We start from the raw sequence: 21,319 nt of genomic DNA, 5'->3' as shown, positions 1-21,319 counted from the left end.
CGCGAGGAGCGCGGCACGACGAAGAGCGCGGCAGGACCAGGTGCGCGGCAGGACGGCTCGACCGATCATGTCTTCCTTGTCGGGACTACGATGAAAATGTCCTGTCGCGCCCTCGGAAGGGGGCCACTATGGCGCCCCAAGACATCACGGAGGTCGCGCTGGCCGGCCTCCGCAGGGAACTGACCGGCGATGCGTACGCCCCCGGCGATGCGGGGTACGACGACGCTCGCGCCATCTTCAACGGCATGATCGACCGGCGTCCCGCCGTCATCGCCCAGTGCGAGACGGGACCGGATGTCGCCAGGGCGGTCCGCTTCGGCCGCGACAACGATCTGGAGATCGCCGTCCGCGGCGGCGGCCACAGCGTCGCGGGCATGGCCGTGACCGACGGCGGAATCGTCGTCGACCTGCGCCGCATCCACACCGTGGTCGTCGATCCCCAGTCCCGGGCGGCACGGATCGGCGGTGGCGCCACCATGAGCCATCTCGACCGGGCGACCCAGCCCCACGATCTGGCGACCACCGGCGGGCGGGCGTCCACCACCGGCGTCGGCGGCTTCACACTGGGCGGCGGATCGGGCTGGCTGGAGCGCAAGTGGGGCCTGGCCTGCGACAATCTCATCGCCGTGGAGCTGGTGACCGCCGACGGCGACACCGTCCACGCCAGTGCGGACGAGAACCCGGAGCTGTTCTGGGCGCTGCACGGCGGCGGCGGCAACTTCGGCGTGGCCACAGCCATCACCCTGCAACTGCATGCGCTCCCGGCGATGTCGATGGTCATGCTGCTGTTCCAGCCCGAGGCCGGACCTGAAGTCGTGCGCGCCTACCGTGACTTCATCGAGTCCGCGCCGGACGAGGTCGGCGGTGGCTGTATCTATCTCACCGGGCCGCCCGAGCCGTTCGTTCCCGAGCACATGGTCGGCAAGCTCGTACTCGCCGTGCTGGTGACATACGCGGGCCCGGAAGCGGAGGCCCGTGATGTGAGCGAGCCGATGCTGGGTCTCGGCCACGAGGCGGAAGTCATCGCCGAACTGCCGTACGCGGAGCTGCAGTGCATGCTCGACGACCCGCCGCTCATGCGTAACTACTGGTCCGCGGAGTTCATGGCGGGTTTCCCGGACGAGGCCGTCGACGCCTACTGCTCCCGCGCGGCCGACATGCCCATACCCACCGGCACACAGCACGTCCTGTTCCCGATGGGCGGCGCGGTGGCCAGGGGCCCGGCCGACTATCCGGTGCCCTGGCGCGAGGCGCCGTGGGCCGTGCATCCTTTCGGGATCTGGGAGAGCCCCGACGACGACGAGCGCGCCAAGCAGTGGGTGCGGGACGTACGCGCCGATGTGAAGCCCTGGTCGCTGAGCGCGACGTATCTGAACTTCATCGGGAACGAGGGACAGGAGCGCGTGGTCGCCGCCTACGGCGAGGACAACTACAAGCGCCTGGCCGCGGTCAAGGCGGAGTACGACCCCGAGAACGTGTTCCGGCTGAACCACAACATCAAACCAGCGTCCCCGAACGGGGCATGACGATTGCCCGCGGGGCCCTGGTGATGAGCGCGGACGCACCGGCCCGGTAGCGTCCGCGTCGCCGGTCCGGCCCGAGTGAAAGCGCGAGGCGACAGTCAGTGGAGACCCAAGGTGGCATCACGGTGCAGCGGGCGCTGGAACTGCCCGGACTGCGCGCCGGACTTCCGGAGGTCGTCGCCGGCGCGGACCGGCTGCAGCGGACGGTGCGCTGGGTGCACGCCGGCGAGGTGCCCAACATCGCCTCCCTGCTCAAGGGCGGAGAGCTCCTGCTCACCACGGGCATGGGGCTCGGCACCCGGCCCGCCGAACAGCGGGCCTTCGTACGCCGGCTCGCGGACCGCGGCATCGCCGCGCTCGTGGTGGAGCTGGGGCCGCGCTTCAGCCGACTGCCCTCGGTGGTCGTGGAGACCGCGCGGGCGGCCGGACTGCCGCTCGTGCAGTTGCACCGCGAGGTGCCCTTCGTCTCGGTGACCGAGGAGGTCCACACCGAGATCGTCAACGGGCACTACGCCCTGCTGCGGCAGGCCGAGGAAGTGCACCGGCGGTGTACGGAGGTGCTGCTCGACGGGGGCGGGGTGCCCCAAGTGCTGCGTATCCTCGCCGACTTCACCGCGAACCCCGTCTTCCTGGAGACGGCGGACGGACAGCTCCTGTACGCGGCCGGATCCGATTCGGGGCGGGCCGGGGCGGATCCGCTCCAGGTCTGGGACGGGCTGCGGGGCCAGCGTGCGGCACGGGAGTCGCCGCCGGCCGGGACGGTCCTGGTTGACGTCCCCGGCGGCGGGCAGGGCGCCGCGTCGGTACGCGCCCGCCTCGTCCTGCTGGCCGTCGGATCCCCGCCGCTGACGGTGCACCGGATGGCGGCGGAGCGGGCGGCCGGGCTGCTGGCGGTCGTCCTGATGCAGGCCCGCCAGGAGGAGGAGCTGGCGGCGCGCGGCCGCGGCGACTTCCTGACGGACCTCGCGGAGGGCCGCATCACGGCGGAGGACGCACCGGCCCAGGCGAAGGTCCTTGGCTTCAAGCCGGGCGAGGGACCGCTGCTGCCGGTCGTCATGCGCCTGGCCGCGGAGCTCTCGCCGTCCGGGAACTGGGCGTTGCTCGCCCGCGCGGTGCTGGAGGAGCTGTCGGCGGTCGGGGTACCGGTGCTGCTGGGCGTACGCCCCGTGGAGGGCCGGGTTCCGCTCCTGCTCGGCCTGCGCTCCGAGTCCGAACGCACAGCCGTCGCCGACCGGGTCGCCGCGGCGCTGCGGGCGGGTGTCGAACGGGCCGGCCTGGAACGCGCGGGCGCGCACCCGCCGGTCGTGGTCGTCGGCATGGCGGGCGGCTGGGCGGCGGCATCGGCGGGCCTGCGCCACGCCTCCGAGGCGGCGACGGCGGCGCAGGGCCTCTCGGACCGCCCGTGGTACGACGCCCGCCGCCTGGACATCGACCTCCTGCTGTGGCGCTTGCGGGACCACCCGGACCTGTCGGCCTTCGTGGAGCGCGCGATCGGGCCCCTGCGCGACCACGACGCGTCTTCGCGCCCGCCGCTGCTCCCGACGCTGCAGACGTACTTGGCCCACGCGGGCCGCAAGGCGGAAACGGCCCGCGAACTCCACCTGAACCGCCAGACGCTGTACAACCGCCTGGCGCGCATCTCGGAACTCCTGGGCACGGACTTGGACGACCCGCAGACGGTACTGGCCTTGAGCCTGGCGCTGAGGGCGAGGCGGCACGTGGGGTGAGGCGCGGGTCTTGGGGGTGCGGGCTTTGGGGGTGCGGGCTTTGAGGGCCCGGTGCCGTGGGGTGGGAGCGTTGGCGGTGCGGGTCGCGGGGTTGCCCGGTGCCGCGGGGTTGCCGTTTGGGGTCCGCTCCGGAGTGGAGCCGGGACTGCACGATTTACGGCGCGTCTCTGGCGTGCTGCGAGGCGCGGGCGTCCCCGCGCCACACATCACGCTCTACGTCCCGACTCCACCCGCTCCGCAGCCCCCATACCGGCGCCGCAGTTGGTCGCCCCGCGCGGCGGTGTGGATGCGCCGCGAACCGTCAGCTCGCGCCGCGGAGCCCGCGCGCCGGTTGGCGCTCAGTCCGCCCCGCGAAGCGGGCGCACTTGGGGTGTGGGGGCAGCAGCCCCACGTTCCGCTTTCCCCTCTGGGGGTTGGGGTGTGCGCCGCGAAGCGGGCGCATCGGGGTGTGGGGCGTCAGCCCCCACATAACCCGAGGGGTCCGGGGCCGAGCCCCGGTTCGGGAAGGGGCGGGGTGGGGGAGATTCACCGCCCCGCCACCACCTCGTCGTACACGCTCAGAACCTGCGCGATCGTCTCGTCCTCCGTCGGCCACGTCCCCGCCTGCACCCGCCCCGCCGCCGCCAGTTCCCCCCGCCGCCCCTCGTCCGCCAGCAGTCGTGTCACCGCGTCGGCCAGCGCGGCCGCGTCCCCGTACGGGACCAGTTCCGCCGCGTCACCCACAAGTTCCGGGATGCCGCCGACCGCCGTCGCAACCAGAGGGACGCCCAGGCGCAGGGCCTCCTGGGCGAGCAGGGAGCGGGCCTCCCAGCGGCTCGGGAGGAGGGCGACGTCCGCCGCCGGGAGGAGGTCGCCGATGTCGTCCCGGCGGCCCACCAGCCGGACCGGAAGACCCTCCGCCTCGATGCGGCGCTGGAGCGCACCCCGCTCCCGCCCCTCCCCCGCGATCACCACCAGCGGCAGCGGGTCGAGGCCGCGCCACAGCCGGGCCGCGTCCAGCAGGGTCCCGTACCCCCGGTGCGGCACGAGGCTGCCCACCGCCATCAGCAACGGCCGGTCCACCGCGCCCAGTTCGGCCCGTGACTTGTCCTCGGCGTGGCCCGGACGCCCCCGCGGTGCGGGCACCGCGACCGGTGCGAGGCGGGCGTCTCGCGCGCCGCGCCGGCGGGCCCGGTCGACCAGTTCGGAGCAGGTGCCGAACACAACCGCCGCCGCCCGCACGGCCCTTCGCTCCAGCAACCGCAGCACCTGACCGCGCGCGCCCTCGTCGTGCGAGCGGGTGTGCCAGGTGACGACGAGCGGCACGCGCTGCCCGCTGAGCGCCAGCGTGGCGCGTACGGCGGCGTGCAGCCCGTGCGCGTGCACGACGTCCGCCTTCGCGCAGGCCGCGCGCAACGCCCCGATCGCCGCCGGATCGCTTCGCCGCGGTACGGCGGCGAAGTGCGCCCCGGCGCCGGGGAAGTCGTAGAGGTGCTTCAGTTCGGCGGGGGCGCACACCGTCACCCGCACGCCCCGCGCCACCAGCCCCGCGGCCAGCGACCTGACGTGCGCGCTGCTGCCCGCACTGCCGCCGCCCAGCACCTGGACCGTACGCAGCTGTGTCACGCGCCAAGGATGCCAGCCCGTACGCACGTTCCGGCACTGTCGGGGTGTCGTTGACGTGTCCCGGCCGGGCGGCGCGGGGCGCGGTGTCACTCACATGGGTGATCCCGCGAGCCTGCTGACCTCGTCCCCGTACACGGCCGCCGCGATCAGGCCCGCCGCGTGAACGGCAAGCCCGGCACGGCCGTTGCCCGCGACGATCGCGGTGCCGAGTGCCGCGCCCAGGGCATGCGCCCCGGTGTCGCCGAGCATGGTCCGCTCGCCCAGGTCCTCGGTGACGATCGCGGCGGCGGCTCCCATGGGCGCGGCGGCGAGCGCACCGGCGGCGCCCCGGCGCAGCAGGCCGGGCGCGCCGATCCCGAGCACGGCGACGGCGGCCCGTCCCGGCGCGACGTCCACGAGGTTGACCAGGTGGGCCGTGCCTGCGATCACGATCCCGGCGAGGAGCTTGTCGACGGGCCGCTCCTTGAGCAGCGCCCCCGCGGCGAGCCCCGCGGCCCCGATCCCGAAGAGCTTCACGGCCCCGCTGGTCACCTCGCCCTGCCCAAGCGCGCTCAGGTGCGCCCTGAAGCCGCGCCGGTGGTCGCCCTTCACATCGTCGTACGCCCCGCACGCCCCCGCCGCGACCACCGCGACAGCCGCCGGGCCCGAAGCCGCCAGCGCGGCCCCGACCGCGGCGGCCGGTCCGGCGTAGAGGTCGACCGTGCGGCCCGCGTAGTTCTTGCGCTGCCACCGCGCGGGGTCACCGGGCGCCCGCCTGCGCAGCACCTCGTACACCGACCGGGTCGCCCCGAAGGCGGTGGCGAACGCGGTCGCGCGCCTCATCAGCCGTCCGCCCGCGCCGTGGCGAGCAGTTCCTCCGCGTGCGCCCGCGCCGTCTGGGAGTCCTCCTGGCCCGCCAGCATCCGCGACAGCTCGCGCACCCTGTCCTCCCCTTCGAGAACCGTGACTCCGGACCGGGTCACCGACCCGTCGTTGGTCTTCTCGACCAGCAGCTGCCGGTCGGCGAACGCCGCCACCTGCGGCAGATGTGTCACGACCACCACCTGCGCCGTCTTCGCGAGCTTCGCCAGACGGCGCCCGATCTCGACCGCGGCCTTTCCGCCCACGCCCGCGTCGACCTCGTCGAAGAGATACGTCGGCACCGGGTCGGTCCCGGCGAAGACGACCTCGACCGCGAGCATCACGCGCGAGAGCTCACCGCCCGAAGCCCCCTTGGCGATCGGCCGCGGCGGCGCGCCCGGGTGCGGGGCCAGCAGCAGTTCGACCTCGTCGACGCCGGAGGGGCCGTACGCCACGGTGCGGCCGCCGACCTCGACGCCCTCCGGGTCCTCACTCTGGCGGATCTCGAACGACACGCGCGCGTGCGGCATCGCGAGCGAGGCCAGCTCCTCGGTGACCGCTTCGGCGAACCGCGCCGCCGCCTCCGTACGTGCGTCGGTCAACGTCTGTGCCAGGCCCGACAGTTCGCTGCGCAGCGCGTCCCGCTCGGCCGCCAGCTCCCCGATCCGGTCGTCGTCGCCGTCCAGCTCGGTGAGGCGCTCGGCGCTCTGTTCCGACCACGCGAGTACGCCGTCGATATTCGCGCCGTACTTGCGCGTCAGCGCGGTCAGCGCCGCCCGCCGTTCCTCCACAGCGGCGAGGCGCAGCGGATCGGCGTCCAGATTGTCCGCGTACCCGGCGAGCTCCCCGGCCACATCGCCGAGCAGGATGGAGATCTCGCCCATCCGGTCGGCGAGCGCGGCGAGCGCCGGGTCGTGGGAGCGCACGGCGTCCAGCGCCCGTCCCGCGCCCGCTACGAGCGTCGTGGCGTCGACGCCCTCCGGGTCCTCGGGATTGCCCGCCAGCGCGGCGTGGGCGACGGACGCGGCGGAGGCGAGGGCCTCGGCGTGCCCGAGCCGTTCGGCCTCGGCGGCGAGTTCGACATCCTCGCCCGCGCGCGGCTCGACGCCCTCGATCTCGCTGAGACCGAAACGCAGCAGATCGGCTTCCTGCGCTCGCTCACGCGCGCGCGTGGTCAGCTCGTCCAGCTCCACGGAGACGGCCCGCAGCCGCCGGTACGCGGCCGCGTACTTGGCATGCGGCCCGGTGACCGCGTCGCCCGCGTACCGGTCGAGTGCCTCCCGCTGCCGCGCGGGCCGCAGCAGCCCCTGCTGGTCGGTCTGGCCGTGTACGGCCACGAGCTCGTCGGCCAGCTCGGACAGCATGCCCACCGGCACGGACCGCCCGCCGATGTGGGCGCGCGAGCGCCCCTCCGCCGAGACGGTTCTGCTGATCAGCAGGGTGCCGTCGTCGAGTTCCGCCCCGGCCTCCTCGGCCCGCAGCGCGGCGGGGGCACCCGGGGACACGCTGATCCGCCCCTCCACCACCGCCGACTTGGCGCCGATCCGCACCAGCGCGGGGTCGGCGCGCCCGCCGAGCAGCAGCCCCAGGCTGGTGACGACCATGGTCTTGCCCGCGCCCGTCTCGCCGGTCACCGCGGTGAAACCGGGCGACAGCTCGACGACAGCGTCGTCGATGACCCCGAGCGACCGTATCCGCATCTCCTCCAACACGGACACGACCTTACGAGGTCCGGGGCCCGCTGTGCGACGGACCCCGGGCCCTGGTTCACTCTCCCGGGCCGAGACCACGTAAAACGCCGGGGGTCCGGGGGTTGCCCCCCGGAAAGACACAGCACTCGACCGGGAAGAACCGCGTGACCCGCCGATGCGTGGGGTCTAGGCCGTGTCTGACAAATCTCGCCTGGCGCGCGACGCCCGGCACGCACACTCGCTGCGTTGTCGGAGTCATCCAAGTACGTCCAGTACGAGGATGGTCCTCCGCCTTGCGATTGCACGCACCGGACGCCGCGCACCCCGCCCTGCGGGCGGACGGCGCTATTTGTCAGACACGGCCTAGTGCGGCTTGCCCCGCCACCCCGACACCGGCAGCGCGAACTTCGCCACGAGCCGGTCCGTGAACGACGCGTGATGCAGCCGTGCCAGCCGCACCGGAACAGCCCCACGCCGCACCTCAACCCGTGCCGCGGGCGGCAGTTCGATGGTCCGGCGCCCGTCGCACCACAGCACCCCGTGCGGAGTGTTCCGCTGCACCTCGACCGCGAGCACCGACGTCGGAGACGTCACCAGCGGCTTGGCGAACAGCGCGTGCGCGCTGATCGGCACCATCAGCAGCGCCTCCACCTCCGGCCAGACCACCGGCCCGCCCGCCGAGAAGGCGTACGCCGTCGAGCCGGTCGGTGTCGCGCAGACGATGCCGTCGCAGCCGAAGCCGGTCACCGGGCGCCCGTCGATCTCCAGGACGACCTCCAGCATCCGGTCGGGCGAGACCTTCTGCACGGCTGCCTCGTTCAGCGCCCAGTCCCGGTGCACGACATCGCCGTTGGTGTGCACGACGACATCGATGGTCATGCGCTCCTCGACCTCGTACGCGCGCGTGACGACCCGGTCGACGACCTTGTCGAGGTCGTCGCGCTCGGCCTCCGCGAGAAAGCCGACCCTCCCCAGGTTGACGCCGAGCATCGGCACCCCGGACGCACGGGCGAACTCGGCGCCGCGCAGCAGCGTTCCGTCCCCGCCGAGGACGATCAGCAGCTCACAGCCGTCGAGCACTTCCGGGGTCGCCTCGTTCACCGTCTCGACGGACGGCGGCAGCGGCAGATCGGCCGCCTCCGCCGCCAGTACGCGTACGCCGAGACCGCTGCGCAGCAGCCCCTGTACGACGAGTTCCGCGCTGCGGATCGCCGCCGGGCGGCCGGTGTGCGCGAGCAGGAAAACGGTGCGCGCCGGTGTCGCTGCTGGTGTCTTGGTCAACGAGGTCCCTCCGCCACTGCACGGTCGACATCCGCCGGATCGAGCTGGGGCGCTCCGGCCCGGAGCCACAGAAAGTACTCGACGTTTCCGGAGGGTCCCGGCAGCGGACTGGCCGTGACGCCCTGCACGCCGAGACCGAGCTCGGCGGCCTTGCGCGCCACGGCCTTGACCGCGTCCGCGCGCAGCTCGGAGCTGCGGACGACCCCGCCGCTGCCGAGGCGGTCCTTGCCCACCTCGAACTGCGGCTTGACCATCAGCACCAGGTCCGCGTCGGGCGCGGCACAGCGCGCAAGCGCGGGCAGCACAAGACCGAGCGGAATGAACGACAGATCGCCCACCACAAGGTCCACCGGCACTCCGTCGATCGACTCCAATGTCAATTCACGCACGTTGGTACGGTCTTTGACACTCACGCGTTCATCACTCTGAAGAGACCACGCGAGTTGCCCGTAGCCGACGTCGACGGCCACGACATGTCCGGCACCCGATCGCAGCAGTACGTCCGTGAAGCCGCCCGTCGACGCACCCGCGTCCAGCGCCCGCCGTCCCTCGATCTTGAGACCGAGCGGCATGAACGCGGCGAGCGCCCCGGCGAGCTTGTGGCCGCCGCGCGAGACGTAGTCGGGGTCGCTGTCGTCGGAGGCGACGACGATGGCCGCGCTGGTCTCGACCTGGGTGGCGGACTTCGTCGCGGTGTTGCCGCCGACGGTCACCCGCCCCGCGGCGATCAGCTGGCTCGCGTGCTCGCGCGAGCGCGCGAGGTTGCGGCGTACCAGCTCGGCGTCGAGACGGCGGCGGGCCACTCCTGCCACGTTCGGTTCAGCTCCTGTGGTTGTACGAAGGCGAGGGCAAGGGCCCCGCGGGTGCGGGCGCCGGGCGTGCGTCGAGCGCGGTCAGCGCGTCCCGCAGCCCCCGGTGTACATCCTCGTACACCTCGAGATGTCCGTCCGCCGGGAGGTGGTCGGCGTCGGCCAGCCGCTCCAGCTGGGCGTCCACGCCTGCGTTGCCGGTGGGCACGCGCTGGACGCCCAGGGGCGCCGGCCCGGCGGGCTCGTACGGCTGAGGCACGGCGGGTTCGTACGCCTGAGGGGCAGTGGATTCCGCGTGGATCCCCTGCTCGTCGATCTGCGGTCCCGGCAGCGAGTCGCTCATGCCCAGACGCTACCGCGAAGCCCTGCGGTACGGTCGATCACGATGGCGACGACGGAAGAGTGCCGCAGCGCACTCGACAAACTCTCGGACAACCTGGCACAGGCGGACGGCGATGTGCGGGGCGCGGCCGCGCTCGACCGTTCCCTCAGCTGCCACATCAAGGACCTGGACATCACCTTCACCGGCCGTCTCGACGACGGCCGGATCGAGGTGACGGACACCGTCCAGGGGCCGCCGCTCGAGAAGGCGCAGATCCGCCTCGCGATGAGCGGCGACGACCTGGTGGCGATGGTGAACGGCGAGCTCAACTTCGCGAAGGCCTGGGCCTCGGGCCGGGTAAGGCTCGAGGCGGGCTTCCGCGATCTGCTGCGTCTGCGGACGCTGCTGTAGCCAGTACGAGGGCAGCCGCTACGACGCGGTGGTGGCGCGCCTGCGTGCCGCCGGCACCACCAGCGGCGTTCCGGACTCCGGATCGTCGATGACCTGGCTCTTCACCCCGAAGACCTGTTCCACCAGCTCGGCGGTGACCACGTCGGCGGGTGTGCCCTCGGCGACGACCGTCCCCTCGCGCAGGGCGATGAGGTGCGTCGCGTAGCGGGCGGCCTGGTTGAGGTCGTGGAGTACGGCGACGAGTGTGCGCCCCTGCGTCTCGTGCAGCTCGGCGCACAGGTCGAGCACCTCCAGCTGATGCTGGATGTCGAGGAAGGTCGTGGGCTCGTCGAGCAGGAGCAGCGGCGTCTGCTGGGCGAGCGCCATCGCGATCCATACGCGCTGGCGCTGGCCGCCGGACAATTCGTCGACATAGCGCTCTGCCAGTTCGCCGACTCCGGTCGCGGCCATCGACTCCTCGACAATCCGCTCGTCCAGCGGTGACCACTGGCGCAGCAGCCCCTGGTGCGGATAGCGGCCGCGCGCGACCAGGTCGGCGACGGTGATCCCGTCCGGCGCGATCGACGACTGCGGCAGCAGGCCGAGCGTCCTGGCGACCTTCTTGGCGGGCAGGGAGTGGATGGAGTGTCCGTCGAGCAGGACGCGGCCGTGGGACGGCTTGAGCATCCGGGACAGGGCGCGCAGCAGTGTCGACTTTCCGCAGGCGTTGGGGCCGACGATCACCGTGAAGGAGTTGTCCGGGATCTCCACCGAGAGGTTCTCGGCGATGACGCGCTGGTCGTAGCCGAGGGTGACCGATTCCGCGGTGAGGCGCTGCATGGGGGGCGTACTCCTGGATTCGTTGTTCACGGGGTTCATATGCGGCCCGCCTTGCGTTCGGTGACCAGCAGCCAGAGCAGATAGCAGCCGCCCAGCACCCCGGTGACCACGCCGACCGGCAGCTGGCGGTCGCCGAAAGCGGTGGTGGCGGCCCAGTCGGCGATCAGCAGCAGCGCGGCACCCATCACGGAGGCCGCGGCCAGGTTCGGCCCCGGCGAGCGGGTCAGCCGGCGGGCGAGCTGCGGGGCGCTCAGGGCCACGAAGGCGATCGGCCCGGCGGCCGCCGTCGCGACCGCGATGAGCAGGACGCCCGAGCCCATGAGCACCAGGCGGGTGCGCTCGACGGGCACTCCCAGGGCGTACGCGGCGTCGTCGCCCATCTCCAGCATCCGCAGCGGCCGTCCGTGCGCGAGGATCACCGGGACGAGTGCGGCGAACACGCCGAGCAGCGGCCAGACCTGCGCCCAGTCGCGGCCGTCGAGCGAGCCGGTCATCCACAGCGTGGCCTGAGTGGCGTCGACCAGGCTGGCCTTGGTGACCAGGTAGTGGTTGGCCGCGGTGAGCATCGCGGCGATGCCGATGCCGACGAGGACGAGGCGGTAGCCGTGCACACCGCGCTTCCACGCCAGAACGTAGACCCCGACACCCGTCACCAGTCCGCCGACGACCGCGCCGCCCGCCACCGCGAGCGATCCGCCGTCGAAAAGGACGATCACGGCGAGCGCGCCGACGGTGGCACCCTGCCCGAAGCCGATCACATCCGGACTGCCCAGCGGATTGCGGGAGATGGACTGGAAGATCGCGCCGCTGAGGGCGAGCGAGGCGCCGACGAGCAGCCCGACCAGCACGCGCGGCAGCCGCAGGTCCTGGACGATGAACTCCTGGGCCTGGGTGCCGTTCCCGAGCAGCGTGGCGACGACCTCGCCGGGTGAGATGGGGAAGTCGCCGCTGCCGATGAGTACGACTCCGGCCGCCACGGTGACCGCGGCCAGCAGCAGAAGAACGGCAACCGACCGCGGATCGACCCGCAGGGAGAGCCCGCCGGGGGTCCGTATGGCTTTCACGGCTTTCACAGCTGGGCCATCCTCTTGCGGCGTACAAGGTGAATGAAGACCGGCCCGCCGATCAGCGCGGTGACTACGCCGACCTGCAGCTCGGAGGGGCGGGTGACGACCCGGCCGATGACATCGGCGCCCAGCAGCAGAACCGGCGACAGGATCGTGGCGTACGGCAGGATCCACCGCATGTCGGGCCCCGTGAGGGAGCGCACGAGATGCGGGATCATCAGCCCGATGAAGACGATCGGCCCGCAGGCTGCGGTCGCGGCCCCGCACAGCAGGGTGACGGTGAGCATCGCCAGTGCGCGCGTACGGTTCAGATGGGCGCCGAGCGCGCGGGCGGTGTCGTCGCCCATCTCCATCGCGTTGAGCGGCCGTGCGAGCAGCAGCGCGAGCACTACGCCGATGCCGATGAAGGGCGCGATCTTACGGATGGTCTCCATGTCGGCCGATGCGAGCGAGCCGACCGTCCAGAACCGGAGCCGTTCGAGCGCGGCCGAGTCCAGCAGTTGTACGGCGTTGATGTAGCCGTAGAGCGCGGCGGTGGCAGCGGTCCCGGCGAGGGCGAGTCGTACCGGAGTCGCGCCGCGGCTGCCGCCGAGGACGTACACGAGTACGGAGACGACGGCAGCGCCGATGAACGCGAACCAGACATATCCGGTCAGCGATGTGACGCCGAGGAAGCTGACGGCGGAGACGACCGCGGCCGACGCCCCCGCGTTCACGCCCAGCAGGCCGGGTTCCGCCAGCGGGTTGCGCGTCAGGGCCTGCATCACCGCGCCCGAGAGCCCGAGGGCGGCGCCGACGATCAGTCCGAGCAGGGTCCGCGGCACCCGGACATCGTGGATGATCACGTCGTTGCCGACGCCCGCGTTGTGGAACAGCCCGTGCCACACCTCGGAGAGCGGAATCGACTTGGCACCGACGACGATGCTCGCGACGCAGATCAGCAGCAGGACGCCGAGAGACACGAGCAACCCGGCGGCGCGCAGGGCATGGCGCTTGCGGGGCCCGGTCGCGGATATCGGCTCCGCGCTCTGTTTGGGGGGACTGTCGACCAACACGAGGTTAGGTTAGCCTACCCTCCCATCGCGACAGGTGCGGAGCTGCAAGCTCAACCCCCGGGCGAGCACCCCCGATTCGCGCGCCGAGCGGTCCTACAGCCCCAGCCGGGACAGCGCCTTGCCCGTGTCCAGCGTGCACACCCCGTCCCCGGCCTGCGTCCAGGCCGCCGCACACAGCGCCCTCAGCGCGTCCAGCGGCTCACCCTCACCGTCGAGAGCGAGCGCATCGTCCCGTACGGACGCGGTCCACCCTCCGCACACGAATCCACCGTCCGTCTCGGCCACTTCGGGCTGCCCGGTCAGCATCCCGCGCAGATCGGCGTCCACATAGGTCGGCCGGTGCTCGGGCGGCGCGGCCAACAGTTGCGCACCGTCGGTCACCCCGGTCAGTACGAGCAAGGAGTCGACGCCTCCGTTGAACGCGCCCTCGATGTCCGTGTCCAGCCGGTCCCCCACGACCAGCGGCCGGCGCGCGCCCGTCCGCAGGATCGTCTCCTTGTGCATCGGCGGCAGCGGCTTCCCGGCCACCTGCGGCTCCGCGCCCGTCGCTATCCGTACGACCTCCACGGCCGCGCCGTTTCCGGGCGCGATGCCCCGGGCGCTGGGAATCGTCAGATCCGTGTTGGACGCGAACCACGGCACACCGCGCGCGATCGCGTAGCACGCCTCCGCGAAGCGCCCCCACGTCAGATCCGGCCCGCCGTACCCCTGCACCACCGCGGCCGGATCGTCGTCGGCGGACTCCACCGGCACAAGACCCCGCTCACGCAGGGCGACCCGCAGCCCTTCCCCGCCGATCACCAGCACCCGGGACCCGGCCGGCACCTGCTCGGAGATCAACCGGGCGACCGCCTGCGCGGAGTTGATGACATCCGCCGCAACGGTCGGGACACCGAGCTCGGTGATGTGCTCGGCCACGGCCTCGGGCGGCCGCAGCGCGTTGTTCGTCACATACGCGAGGTGCATCCCGCCCTCGCGCGCCGTCAGCAGCGAGTCCACTGCGTGTGCGATCGCCTCACCGCCCGCGTAGACCACCCCGTCCAGGTCCAGCAGCGCCGTGTCGTACGCCTCGCTCAGCGCCGTCCCACTCCCGCTCGGCCGGGTCCTGTGCTGCTGACTCATTCGCATACGCTCCTCGTTCCGGGCCACTCCCCCGATCATCGCTCATCCCCGGAGCGCACATACGATGCTCAAATGAACACCGAAGGTCCCGCGGCCAACGACGGTCTGCACCTGATCCCGTTCCGTGGGCTGCGCTATGTCCCCGAGCGGGTCGGCAGCCTCGCCGCCGTGACCTCGCCGCCGTACGACGTCGTCGTCAGGCCCGACGGCCTGCACCACCTGGAGTCGGCGGACCCCCACAACATCGTCCGGCTGATCCTCCCGCAGGCGAACTCCACCGGCGACCGCAACCAGAAGGCCGCCGACACCCTCGCCCGCTGGCTGACCGAGGGCATCCTGGCCGCGGACCCGGAGCCCGCGCTGTATGTGTACGAGCAGCGCCAGGGCGATCTCCTGCAGCGAGGCGTCATCGGCGCGCTCGCCCTGTCCGAACCGTCCGAGGGAGTCGTTCTCCCCCACGAGGACGTGATGCCGGACATCGTCGCGGACCGCGCGGCCCTGATGCGTACGACCGCCGCCAACCTGGAACCACTGCTGCTGACGTATCGCAGCATGGGCAGCCCGACCGGCGCGACCGTCGTCATCGAACGCACCGTCCTGCGCTCCCCGCTCCTGGAGACCACCACCGAGGACGGCTTCAGCCACCGTCTGTGGTCGGTGACGGACCCCGCCGATCTGGCCGAGATCCGCTCCGACCTGTCCGAACGTCAGGCCCTGATCGCCGACGGCCACCACCGCTGGGCGACCTACCTGCGGCTGCGCGCCGAGCACCCCACGCCCGGCCCCTGGAACTACGGCCTCGTCCTGCTGATCGACACGGCCCGCTACCCGCTGCGGGTGCGCGCCATCCACCGTGTACTGCACCGCCTCCCGGTCTCCGAAGCACTGGCGGCCGTGGGCGACTCCTTCCGCGCCCGGCGCCTGGACGTGCCGCTCCCGCAGGCGCTGGAGGCGCTCGGGGAGGCTGCCGCGGAGGGGAACGCCTTCCTGCTCGCGGGCGACGGCCCCTTCCACCTCCTCGACCGCCCGGACCCGGAGCTGCTGTCCCGCACGGTGCGCGCCGACCGTCCCGAAGCCTGGCGCACGCTCGATGCGACGGTCCTGCACTCCACGCTCCTGGACCACATCTGGCGGATCCCGGACACCCCGGAGTACATCGCGTACATCCACGACACCGAGGCGGCCGTCACCCAGGCCGAACGCCGGGGCGGGACCGCGGTGTTGATGCATCCGGTACCGGAGGACGTCGTACGGGACCTCGCCCGCGAGGGCGTCACGATGCCCCGAAAGTCCACGTCCTTCGGCCCGAAGCCGGCGACGGGGCTGGTGCTGCGGAGCCTGACGCTGGACTGAAACGAGAAAGGGCGGCACCCGCTGGGGTGCCGCCCTTCTTCGTTTACGTCCTGCTACTCGGACTTGTCGCCCTCGACGTCGCCCGACTCATCGCCCGACTCATCGTCCGACTCGTCGTCCGACTCGTCATCGGAGAGGTCATCGGAGTCGGCTTCCGGCTCGGCGTCCACGTCACCCTCGTCGATGGCGTCGACGAACTCGACACCGTCCAGCTCGGCCAGCCGGTCCGACGCGTCGGTCGCCCCGTCCTTGTCGGCCTCGAGCGCCTTGGCGAACCACTCACGCGCCTCGCCCTCGCGCCCGGCCGCCAGCAGAGCGTCGGCATAGGCGTAGCGCAGCCGCGCGGTCCAGGGCTGTACGGAGCTGGACGCGAGCTCCGGGCTCTGCAGGGTCACGATGGCGGCCTCGATCTGCCCCATGTCCCTGCGCGCACCGGCCGCGACCAGCCGCATCTCGACCTGACCCGCCTTGTCGAGCTTCTGTACCTCGGGCTCACCGGCCATCGCCATCGCCCGCTCGGGCCGCCCGAGTCCGCGCTCGCAGTCCGCCATGACGGGCCACAGCTCGACACTGCCGGTCATCCGCTTGGCCGCCCGGAACTCGGCCAGCGCCTCCGCGTACTTCTGGTTCGCGTACGCGGCGAAGCCGGCGGCCTCGCGCACAGCGGCCACACGCGAGGCGAGCCGCAGCGCCACCTTGGAGTAGGCGTACGCCTGCTCCGGGTCCTCGTCGATCAGATTGGCGACCATGACGAGGTTCCTCGCGACGTCCTCGGCAAGACCCTTCGGCAGGCTCTGCAGCTCCTGCCGTACGTCCTTGTCGATCTCGTCGCCCGTGACGTCGTCGGGAATCGGCAGCCGCTTGATCGGCTCGCGGTCGGGGCGGTCGCGCTCGTCACGGCGTCCGTAGCCACCACGGTCGTCGCGCTGTCCGCCGCGGTACCCACCGCGGTCGTCGCGACGGTCGTCACGACGCGGTCCGCTCGGGCGCTCGTCGCGGCGTCCGTAGCCGCCGCCACCGCTGGGGCGCCCGCTGGGACGTCCACCGCGGTCGTCATCGCGACGGGGCCCGCTCGGCCGCTCGTCCCGACGCCCATAGCCACCGCTGCTGGGGCGTGAGCCGCCACGGTCGTCGCGCTGCCCACCGCGGTAGCCACCACGGTCACGGTCGTCATCACGACGGAACGACGGACGCTCATCACGCCGGTCATCACGACGCGGCCCACTCGGACGCTCATCACGACGTCCGTAACCGCCACCGCCACTGGGGCGCTCGTCACGACGGTCATCGCGGGGGCGCTCGTCGCGGCGTCCGTAACCGCCACCGCCACTGGGGCGCCCACCACGGTCGTCATCGCGGCGCGGCCCACTCGGGCGCTCGTCACGGCGGAACCCGCCCGGACGCTCGTCACGACGGTCGTCGCGCGGTCCTCGGTATCCACCACCGGAGCGGTCGTCACGCCGGAAACCGCCACCACCACCGCTGCTGCTGCTGGGGCGTGAGCCGCCACGGTCGTCGCGCTGCCCACCGCGGTAGCCACCACGGTCACGGTCGTCATCACGACGGAACGACGGACGCTCATCACGCCGGTCATCACGACGCGGCCCACTCGGACGCTCATCACGACGTCCGTAACCGCCACCGCCACTGGGGCGCCCACCACGGTCGTCATCGCGACGCGGCCCGCTCGGCCGGTCATCACGACGCCCATAGCCACCGCCGCCACCGGAACGGTCGTCACGCCGGAAACCGCCGCCACCACCACTGCTGCTCGGGCGCGAGCCGCCACGGTCGTCGCGCTGCCCACCGCGGTAGCCACCACGGTCACGGTCATCATCACGACGGAACGACGGACGCTCATCACGACGGTCATCACGACGCGGCCCACTCGGACGCTCATCACGACGCGGCCCACTCGGGCGGTCGTCACGACGCGGCCCACTCGGGCGGTCGTCACGACGGTCGTCGCGCGGACCGCGGTAGCCACCACGGTCGTTGTCACGCCGCGGCCCACGGTCCCGGTCGTCACGGCCACCGCGGAAGCCGCCCCGGTCACCACCGTCCCTACGACGCGGCTCGCGCTCCGGACGGTCGTCGGGAGAGTTGGTGGACATCGGCGTAACTCCTGTCTTCGGGTACTGCAGTCATTCTCGCGCAGCCGGCCATCGGACGCGCTTCGGAAAAGCAAGCAAACAAAAAAGGACCCGTGGTCCAGCGTGAACGCTGGACCACGGGTCCTTGAAAGATTGTTCGGCGGCGTCCTACTCTCCCACAGGGTCCCCCCTGCAGTACCATCGGCGCTGAAAGGCTTAGCTTCCGGGTTCGGAATGTAACCGGGCGTTTCCCTAACGCAATGACCACCGAAACCCTATCGGGCTCTAGCGAACAAGCACACTTTTCAATTAAGTAAATTAATTAGTGAAACTGGTTCAACCGGTGCGACTGTTCGCAACCCGGGAACCACACAGTGGACGCGAGCAACTGAGGACAAGCCCTCGGCCTATTAGTACCAGTCAGCTCCACCCCTTGCGGGGCTTCCACATCTGGCCTATCAACCCAGTCGTCTACTGGGAGCCTTAACCCCTCAAAGGGGGTGGGAGTCCTCATCTCGAAGCAGGCTTCCCGCTTAGATGCTTTCAGCGGTTATCCTTTCCGAACGTAGCCAACCAGCCATGCCCTTGGCAGGACAACTGGCACACCAGAGGTTCGTCCGTCCCGGTCCTCTCGTACTAGGGACAGCCCTTCTCAAGACTCCTACGCGCACAGCGGATAGGGACCGAACTGTCTCACGACGTTCTAAACCCAGCTCGCGTACCGCTTTAATGGGCGAACAGCCCAACCCTTGGGACCGACTCCAGCCCCAGGATGCGACGAGCCGACATCGAGGTGCCAAACCATCCCGTCGATATGGACTCTTGGGGAAGATCAGCCTGTTATCCCCGGGGTACCTTTTATCCGTTGAGCGACGGCGCTTCCACAAGCCACCGCCGGATCACTAGTCCCGACTTTCGTCCCTGCTCGACCCGTCGGTCTCACAGTCAAGCTCCCTTGTGCACTTACACTCAACACCTGATTGCCAACCAGGCTGAGGGAACCTTTGGGCGCCTCCGTTACCCTTTGGGAGGCAACCGCCCCAGTTAAACTACCCATCAGACACTGTCCCTGATCCGGATCACGGACCCAGGTTAGACATCCAGCACGACCAGAGTGGTATTTCAACGACGACTCCACCTGAACTGGCGTCCAAGCTTCACAGTCTCCCACCTATCCTACACAAGCCGAACCGAACACCAATATCAAACTGTAGTAAAGGTCCCGGGGTCTTTCCGTCCTGCTGCGCGAAACGAGCATCTTTACTCGTAGTGCAATTTCACCGGGCCTATGGTTGAGACAGTCGAGAAGTCGTTACGCCATTCGTGCAGGTCGGAACTTACCCGACAAGGAATTTCGCTACCTTAGGATGGTTATAGTTACCACCGCCGTTTACTGGCGCTTAAGTTCTCAGCTTCGCCACACCGAAATGTGACTAACCGGTCCCCTTAACGTTCCAGCACCGGGCAGGCGTCAGTCCGTATACATCGCCTTACGGCTTCGCACGGACCTGTGTTTTTAGTAAACAGTCGCTTCTCGCTGGTCTCTGCGGCCACCCCCAGCTCACTGTGCAAGACAGATCACCAGTGATGGCCCCCTTCTCCCGAAGTTACGGGGGCATTTTGCCGAGTTCCTTAACCATAGTTCACCCGAACGCCTCGGTATTCTCTACCTGACCACCTGAGTCGGTTTAGGGTACGGGCCGCCATGAAACTCGCTAGAGGCTTTTCTCGACAGCGTAGGATCATCCACTTCACCACAATCGGCTCGGCATCAGGTCTCAGCCTTAATGTGTGACGGATTTGCCTATCACACGGCCTACACCCTTACCCCGGGACAACCACCGCCCGGGCTGGACTACCTTCCTGCGTCACCCCATCGCTTACCTACTACCACCTCGGTTCGGCGGCTCCACCACTCCCCTTTGCCCGAAGGCTCCGGGGCGGCTTCACGGCCTTAGCATTAATGGGCTCGATACTGGGCGTTTCAAAGCGGGTACCGGAATATCAACCGGTTGTCCATCGACTACGCCTGTCGGCCTCGCCTTAGGTCCCGACTTACCCTGGGCAGATCAGCTTGACCCAGGAACCCTTAGTCAATCGGCGCACACGTTTCTCACGTGTGTATCGCTACTCATGCCTGCATTCTCACTCGTGAACCGTCCACCACTCGCTTACGCGGCGGCTTCACCCGGCACACGACGCTCCCCTACCCATCCGTACTCCCGTTGGGGATATATGTACGAATGACACGACTTCGGCGGTACGCTTGAGCCCCGCTACATTGTCGGCGCGGAATCACTTGACCAGTGAGCTATTACGCACTCTTTCAAGGGTGGCTGCTTCTAAGCCAACCTCCTGGTTGTCTCTGCGACTCCACATCCTTTCCCACTTAGCGTACGCTTAGGGGCCTTAGTCGATGCTCTGGGCTGTTTCCCTCTCGACCATGGAGCTTATCCCCCACAGTCTCACTGCCGCGCTCTCACTTACCGGCATTCGGAGTTTGGCTAAGGTCAGTAACCCGGTAGGGCCCATCGCCTATCCAGTGCTCTACCTCCGGCAAGAAACACACGACGCTGCACCTAAATGCATTTCGGGGAGAACCAGCTATCACGGAGTTTGATTGGCCTTTCACCCCTAACCACAGGTCATCCCCCAGGTTTTCAACCCTGGTGGGTTCGGTCCTCCACGAAGTCTTACCTCCGCTTCAACCTGCCCATGGCTAGATCACTCCGCTTCGGGTCTTGAGCGCGCTACTAAACCGCCCTGTTCGGACTCGCTTTCGCTACGGCTTCCCCACACGGGTTAACCTCGCAACACACCGCAAACTCGCAGGCTCATTCTTCAAAAGGCACGCAGTCACGACGCACAGAGTAAACTCTGCGCGCGACGCTCCCACGGCTTGTAGGCACACGGTTTCAGGTACTATTTCACTCCGCTCCCGCGGTACTTTTCACCATTCCCTCACGGTACTATCCGCTATCGGTCACCAGGGAATATTTAGGCTTAACGGGTGGTCCCGCCAGATTCACACGGGATTTCTCGGGCCCCGTGCTACTTGGGTGTCTCTTAAACGAGCCGCTGATGTTTCAGCTACGGGGGTCTTACCCTCTACGCCGGACCTTTCGCATGTCCTTCGCCTACATCAACGGTTTCTGACTCGTCTCATCGCCGGCAGACGATGACAAAGAGATCCCACAACCCCGTATGCGCAACCCCTGCCGGGTATCACACGCATACGGTTTGGCCTCATCCGGTTTCGCTCGCCACTACTCCCGGAATCACGGTTGTTTTCTCTTCCTGAGGGTACTGAGATGTTTCACTTCCCCTCGTTCCCTCCACACTGCCTATGTGTTCAGCAGCGGGTGACAGCCCATGACGACTGCCGGGTTTCCCCATTCGGAAACCCCCGGATCAAAGCCTGGTTGACGGCTCCCCGGGGACTATCGTGGCCTCCCACGTCCTTCATCGGTTCCTGGTGCCAAGGCATCCACCGTGCGCCCTTAAAAACTTGGCCACAGATGCTCGCGTCCACTGTGCAGTTCTCAAGCAACGACCAGCCACCCACCACCCCACCCAACAGGGCGAGTTCACTGGGGCCGGC

General features: G+C 69.9%; 15 protein-coding genes, 2 rRNA genes and 1 pseudogene. 4 read left to right on the top strand and 14 right to left on the bottom strand.

Annotated elements, in window-relative coordinates:
* The first annotated feature begins 128 nt into the window (after positions 1 to 128).
* Complete coding sequence (locus OG905_RS31805) at positions 129 to 1,526, top strand: FAD-binding oxidoreductase (RefSeq protein WP_328679505.1); 1,398 nt, start codon at positions 129 to 131, stop codon at positions 1,524 to 1,526.
* A gap of 98 nt (positions 1,527 to 1,624) precedes the next feature.
* Positions 1,625 to 3,250 (top strand): PucR family transcriptional regulator, encoded by a 1,626-nt coding sequence (locus tag OG905_RS31800; RefSeq protein WP_328679504.1) that lies wholly within the window; start codon positions 1,625 to 1,627, stop codon positions 3,248 to 3,250.
* Between the two features lie 525 nt (positions 3,251 to 3,775).
* On the opposite strand, the gene OG905_RS31795 is transcribed toward OG905_RS31800, so the two are convergent.
* The 6 genes from OG905_RS31795 to OG905_RS31770 form a co-directional block, all read right to left on the bottom strand.
* Positions 3,776 to 4,855: a glycosyltransferase family 4 protein gene (locus tag OG905_RS31795; RefSeq protein ID WP_328679503.1), complete on the bottom strand. Its 1,080-nt coding sequence runs from the start codon at positions 4,853 to 4,855 to the stop codon at positions 3,776 to 3,778.
* A 90-nt stretch (positions 4,856 to 4,945) separates the two neighbouring features.
* Complete coding sequence (locus OG905_RS31790) at positions 4,946 to 5,677, bottom strand: hypothetical protein (protein ID WP_328679502.1); 732 nt, start codon at positions 5,675 to 5,677, stop codon at positions 4,946 to 4,948.
* Complete coding sequence (gene recN / locus OG905_RS31785; RefSeq protein WP_328682708.1) at positions 5,677 to 7,395, bottom strand: DNA repair protein RecN; 1,719 nt, start codon at positions 7,393 to 7,395, stop codon at positions 5,677 to 5,679. Before recN ends, OG905_RS31790 begins: the two co-directional genes overlap by 1 nt.
* 354 nt (positions 7,396 to 7,749) lie before the next feature.
* Positions 7,750 to 8,667 (bottom strand): NAD kinase, encoded by a 918-nt coding sequence (locus tag OG905_RS31780; RefSeq protein WP_328679500.1) that lies wholly within the window; start codon positions 8,665 to 8,667, stop codon positions 7,750 to 7,752.
* Positions 8,664 to 9,479, bottom strand: coding sequence for a TlyA family RNA methyltransferase (locus tag OG905_RS31775; protein WP_328679499.1), 816 nt, complete (start codon positions 9,477 to 9,479; stop codon positions 8,664 to 8,666). The genes OG905_RS31780 and OG905_RS31775 overlap by 4 nt, the downstream gene beginning before the upstream one ends.
* A gap of 7 nt (positions 9,480 to 9,486) precedes the next feature.
* On the bottom strand, positions 9,487 to 9,819 hold the full coding sequence (locus OG905_RS31770) for a hypothetical protein (protein ID WP_328679498.1): 333 nt from the start codon (positions 9,817 to 9,819) through the stop codon (positions 9,487 to 9,489).
* Between the two features lie 42 nt (positions 9,820 to 9,861).
* Here OG905_RS31770 and OG905_RS31765 point away from each other — a divergent pair, with 42 nt between their 5' ends.
* Positions 9,862 to 10,209, top strand: coding sequence for an SCP2 sterol-binding domain-containing protein (locus OG905_RS31765; RefSeq protein WP_328679497.1), 348 nt, complete (start codon positions 9,862 to 9,864; stop codon positions 10,207 to 10,209).
* A gap of 18 nt (positions 10,210 to 10,227) precedes the next feature.
* Here OG905_RS31765 and OG905_RS31760 read toward each other — a convergent pair whose 3' ends face one another.
* The 4 genes from OG905_RS31760 to OG905_RS31745 form a co-directional block, all read right to left on the bottom strand.
* Complete coding sequence (locus OG905_RS31760; protein WP_328679495.1) at positions 10,228 to 11,028, bottom strand: ABC transporter ATP-binding protein; 801 nt, start codon at positions 11,026 to 11,028, stop codon at positions 10,228 to 10,230.
* A gap of 35 nt (positions 11,029 to 11,063) precedes the next feature.
* Positions 11,064 to 12,101 carry a FecCD family ABC transporter permease gene (locus OG905_RS31755; RefSeq protein WP_328679493.1) on the bottom strand — a complete coding sequence of 346 codons (1,038 nt, stop codon included), beginning with the start codon at positions 12,099 to 12,101 and terminating at the stop codon, positions 11,064 to 11,066.
* Positions 12,098 to 13,111, bottom strand: a complete 1,014-nt coding sequence (locus OG905_RS31750; RefSeq protein WP_328682705.1) for a FecCD family ABC transporter permease — start codon at positions 13,109 to 13,111, stop codon at positions 12,098 to 12,100. Before OG905_RS31750 ends, OG905_RS31755 begins: the two co-directional genes overlap by 4 nt.
* A gap of 132 nt (positions 13,112 to 13,243) precedes the next feature.
* The gene (locus OG905_RS31745; RefSeq protein ID WP_328679491.1) at positions 13,244 to 14,272 is read right to left on the bottom strand and encodes an HAD hydrolase-like protein; all 1,029 of its coding nucleotides are present in this window, start codon (positions 14,270 to 14,272) and stop codon (positions 13,244 to 13,246) included.
* Positions 14,273 to 14,344: 72 nt separating this feature from the next.
* Between OG905_RS31745 and OG905_RS31740 the strand changes: the two genes are divergently transcribed.
* Complete coding sequence (locus tag OG905_RS31740) at positions 14,345 to 15,625, top strand: DUF1015 domain-containing protein (protein ID WP_328679489.1); 1,281 nt, start codon at positions 14,345 to 14,347, stop codon at positions 15,623 to 15,625.
* A gap of 53 nt (positions 15,626 to 15,678) precedes the next feature.
* Here the strand turns inward: OG905_RS31740 and OG905_RS31735 are convergent, their stop codons facing one another.
* From OG905_RS31735 to OG905_RS31720, 4 genes and pseudogenes are all read right to left on the bottom strand, one after another.
* Positions 15,679 to 16,482, bottom strand: coding sequence for a hypothetical protein (locus OG905_RS31735; protein ID WP_443044100.1), 804 nt, complete (start codon positions 16,480 to 16,482; stop codon positions 15,679 to 15,681).
* 624 nt (positions 16,483 to 17,106) lie between these two features.
* Positions 17,107 to 17,721: pseudogene (locus OG905_RS39240) on the bottom strand (tetratricopeptide repeat protein); the annotation flags it as partial.
* A 152-nt stretch (positions 17,722 to 17,873) separates the two neighbouring features.
* Positions 17,874 to 17,990 (bottom strand): 5S ribosomal RNA (gene rrf, locus OG905_RS31725).
* A 118-nt stretch (positions 17,991 to 18,108) separates the two neighbouring features.
* A 23S ribosomal RNA gene (locus OG905_RS31720) occupies positions 18,109 to 21,232 on the bottom strand.
* Positions 21,233 to 21,319: the final 87 nt, after the last annotated feature.

It is taken from the genome of Streptomyces sp. NBC_00322, from assembly GCF_036147535.1.
In the GTDB taxonomy this organism is placed as follows: domain Bacteria; phylum Actinomycetota; class Actinomycetes; order Streptomycetales; family Streptomycetaceae; genus Streptomyces.
This window is presented reverse-complemented; position numbering and strand designations above follow the sequence as displayed.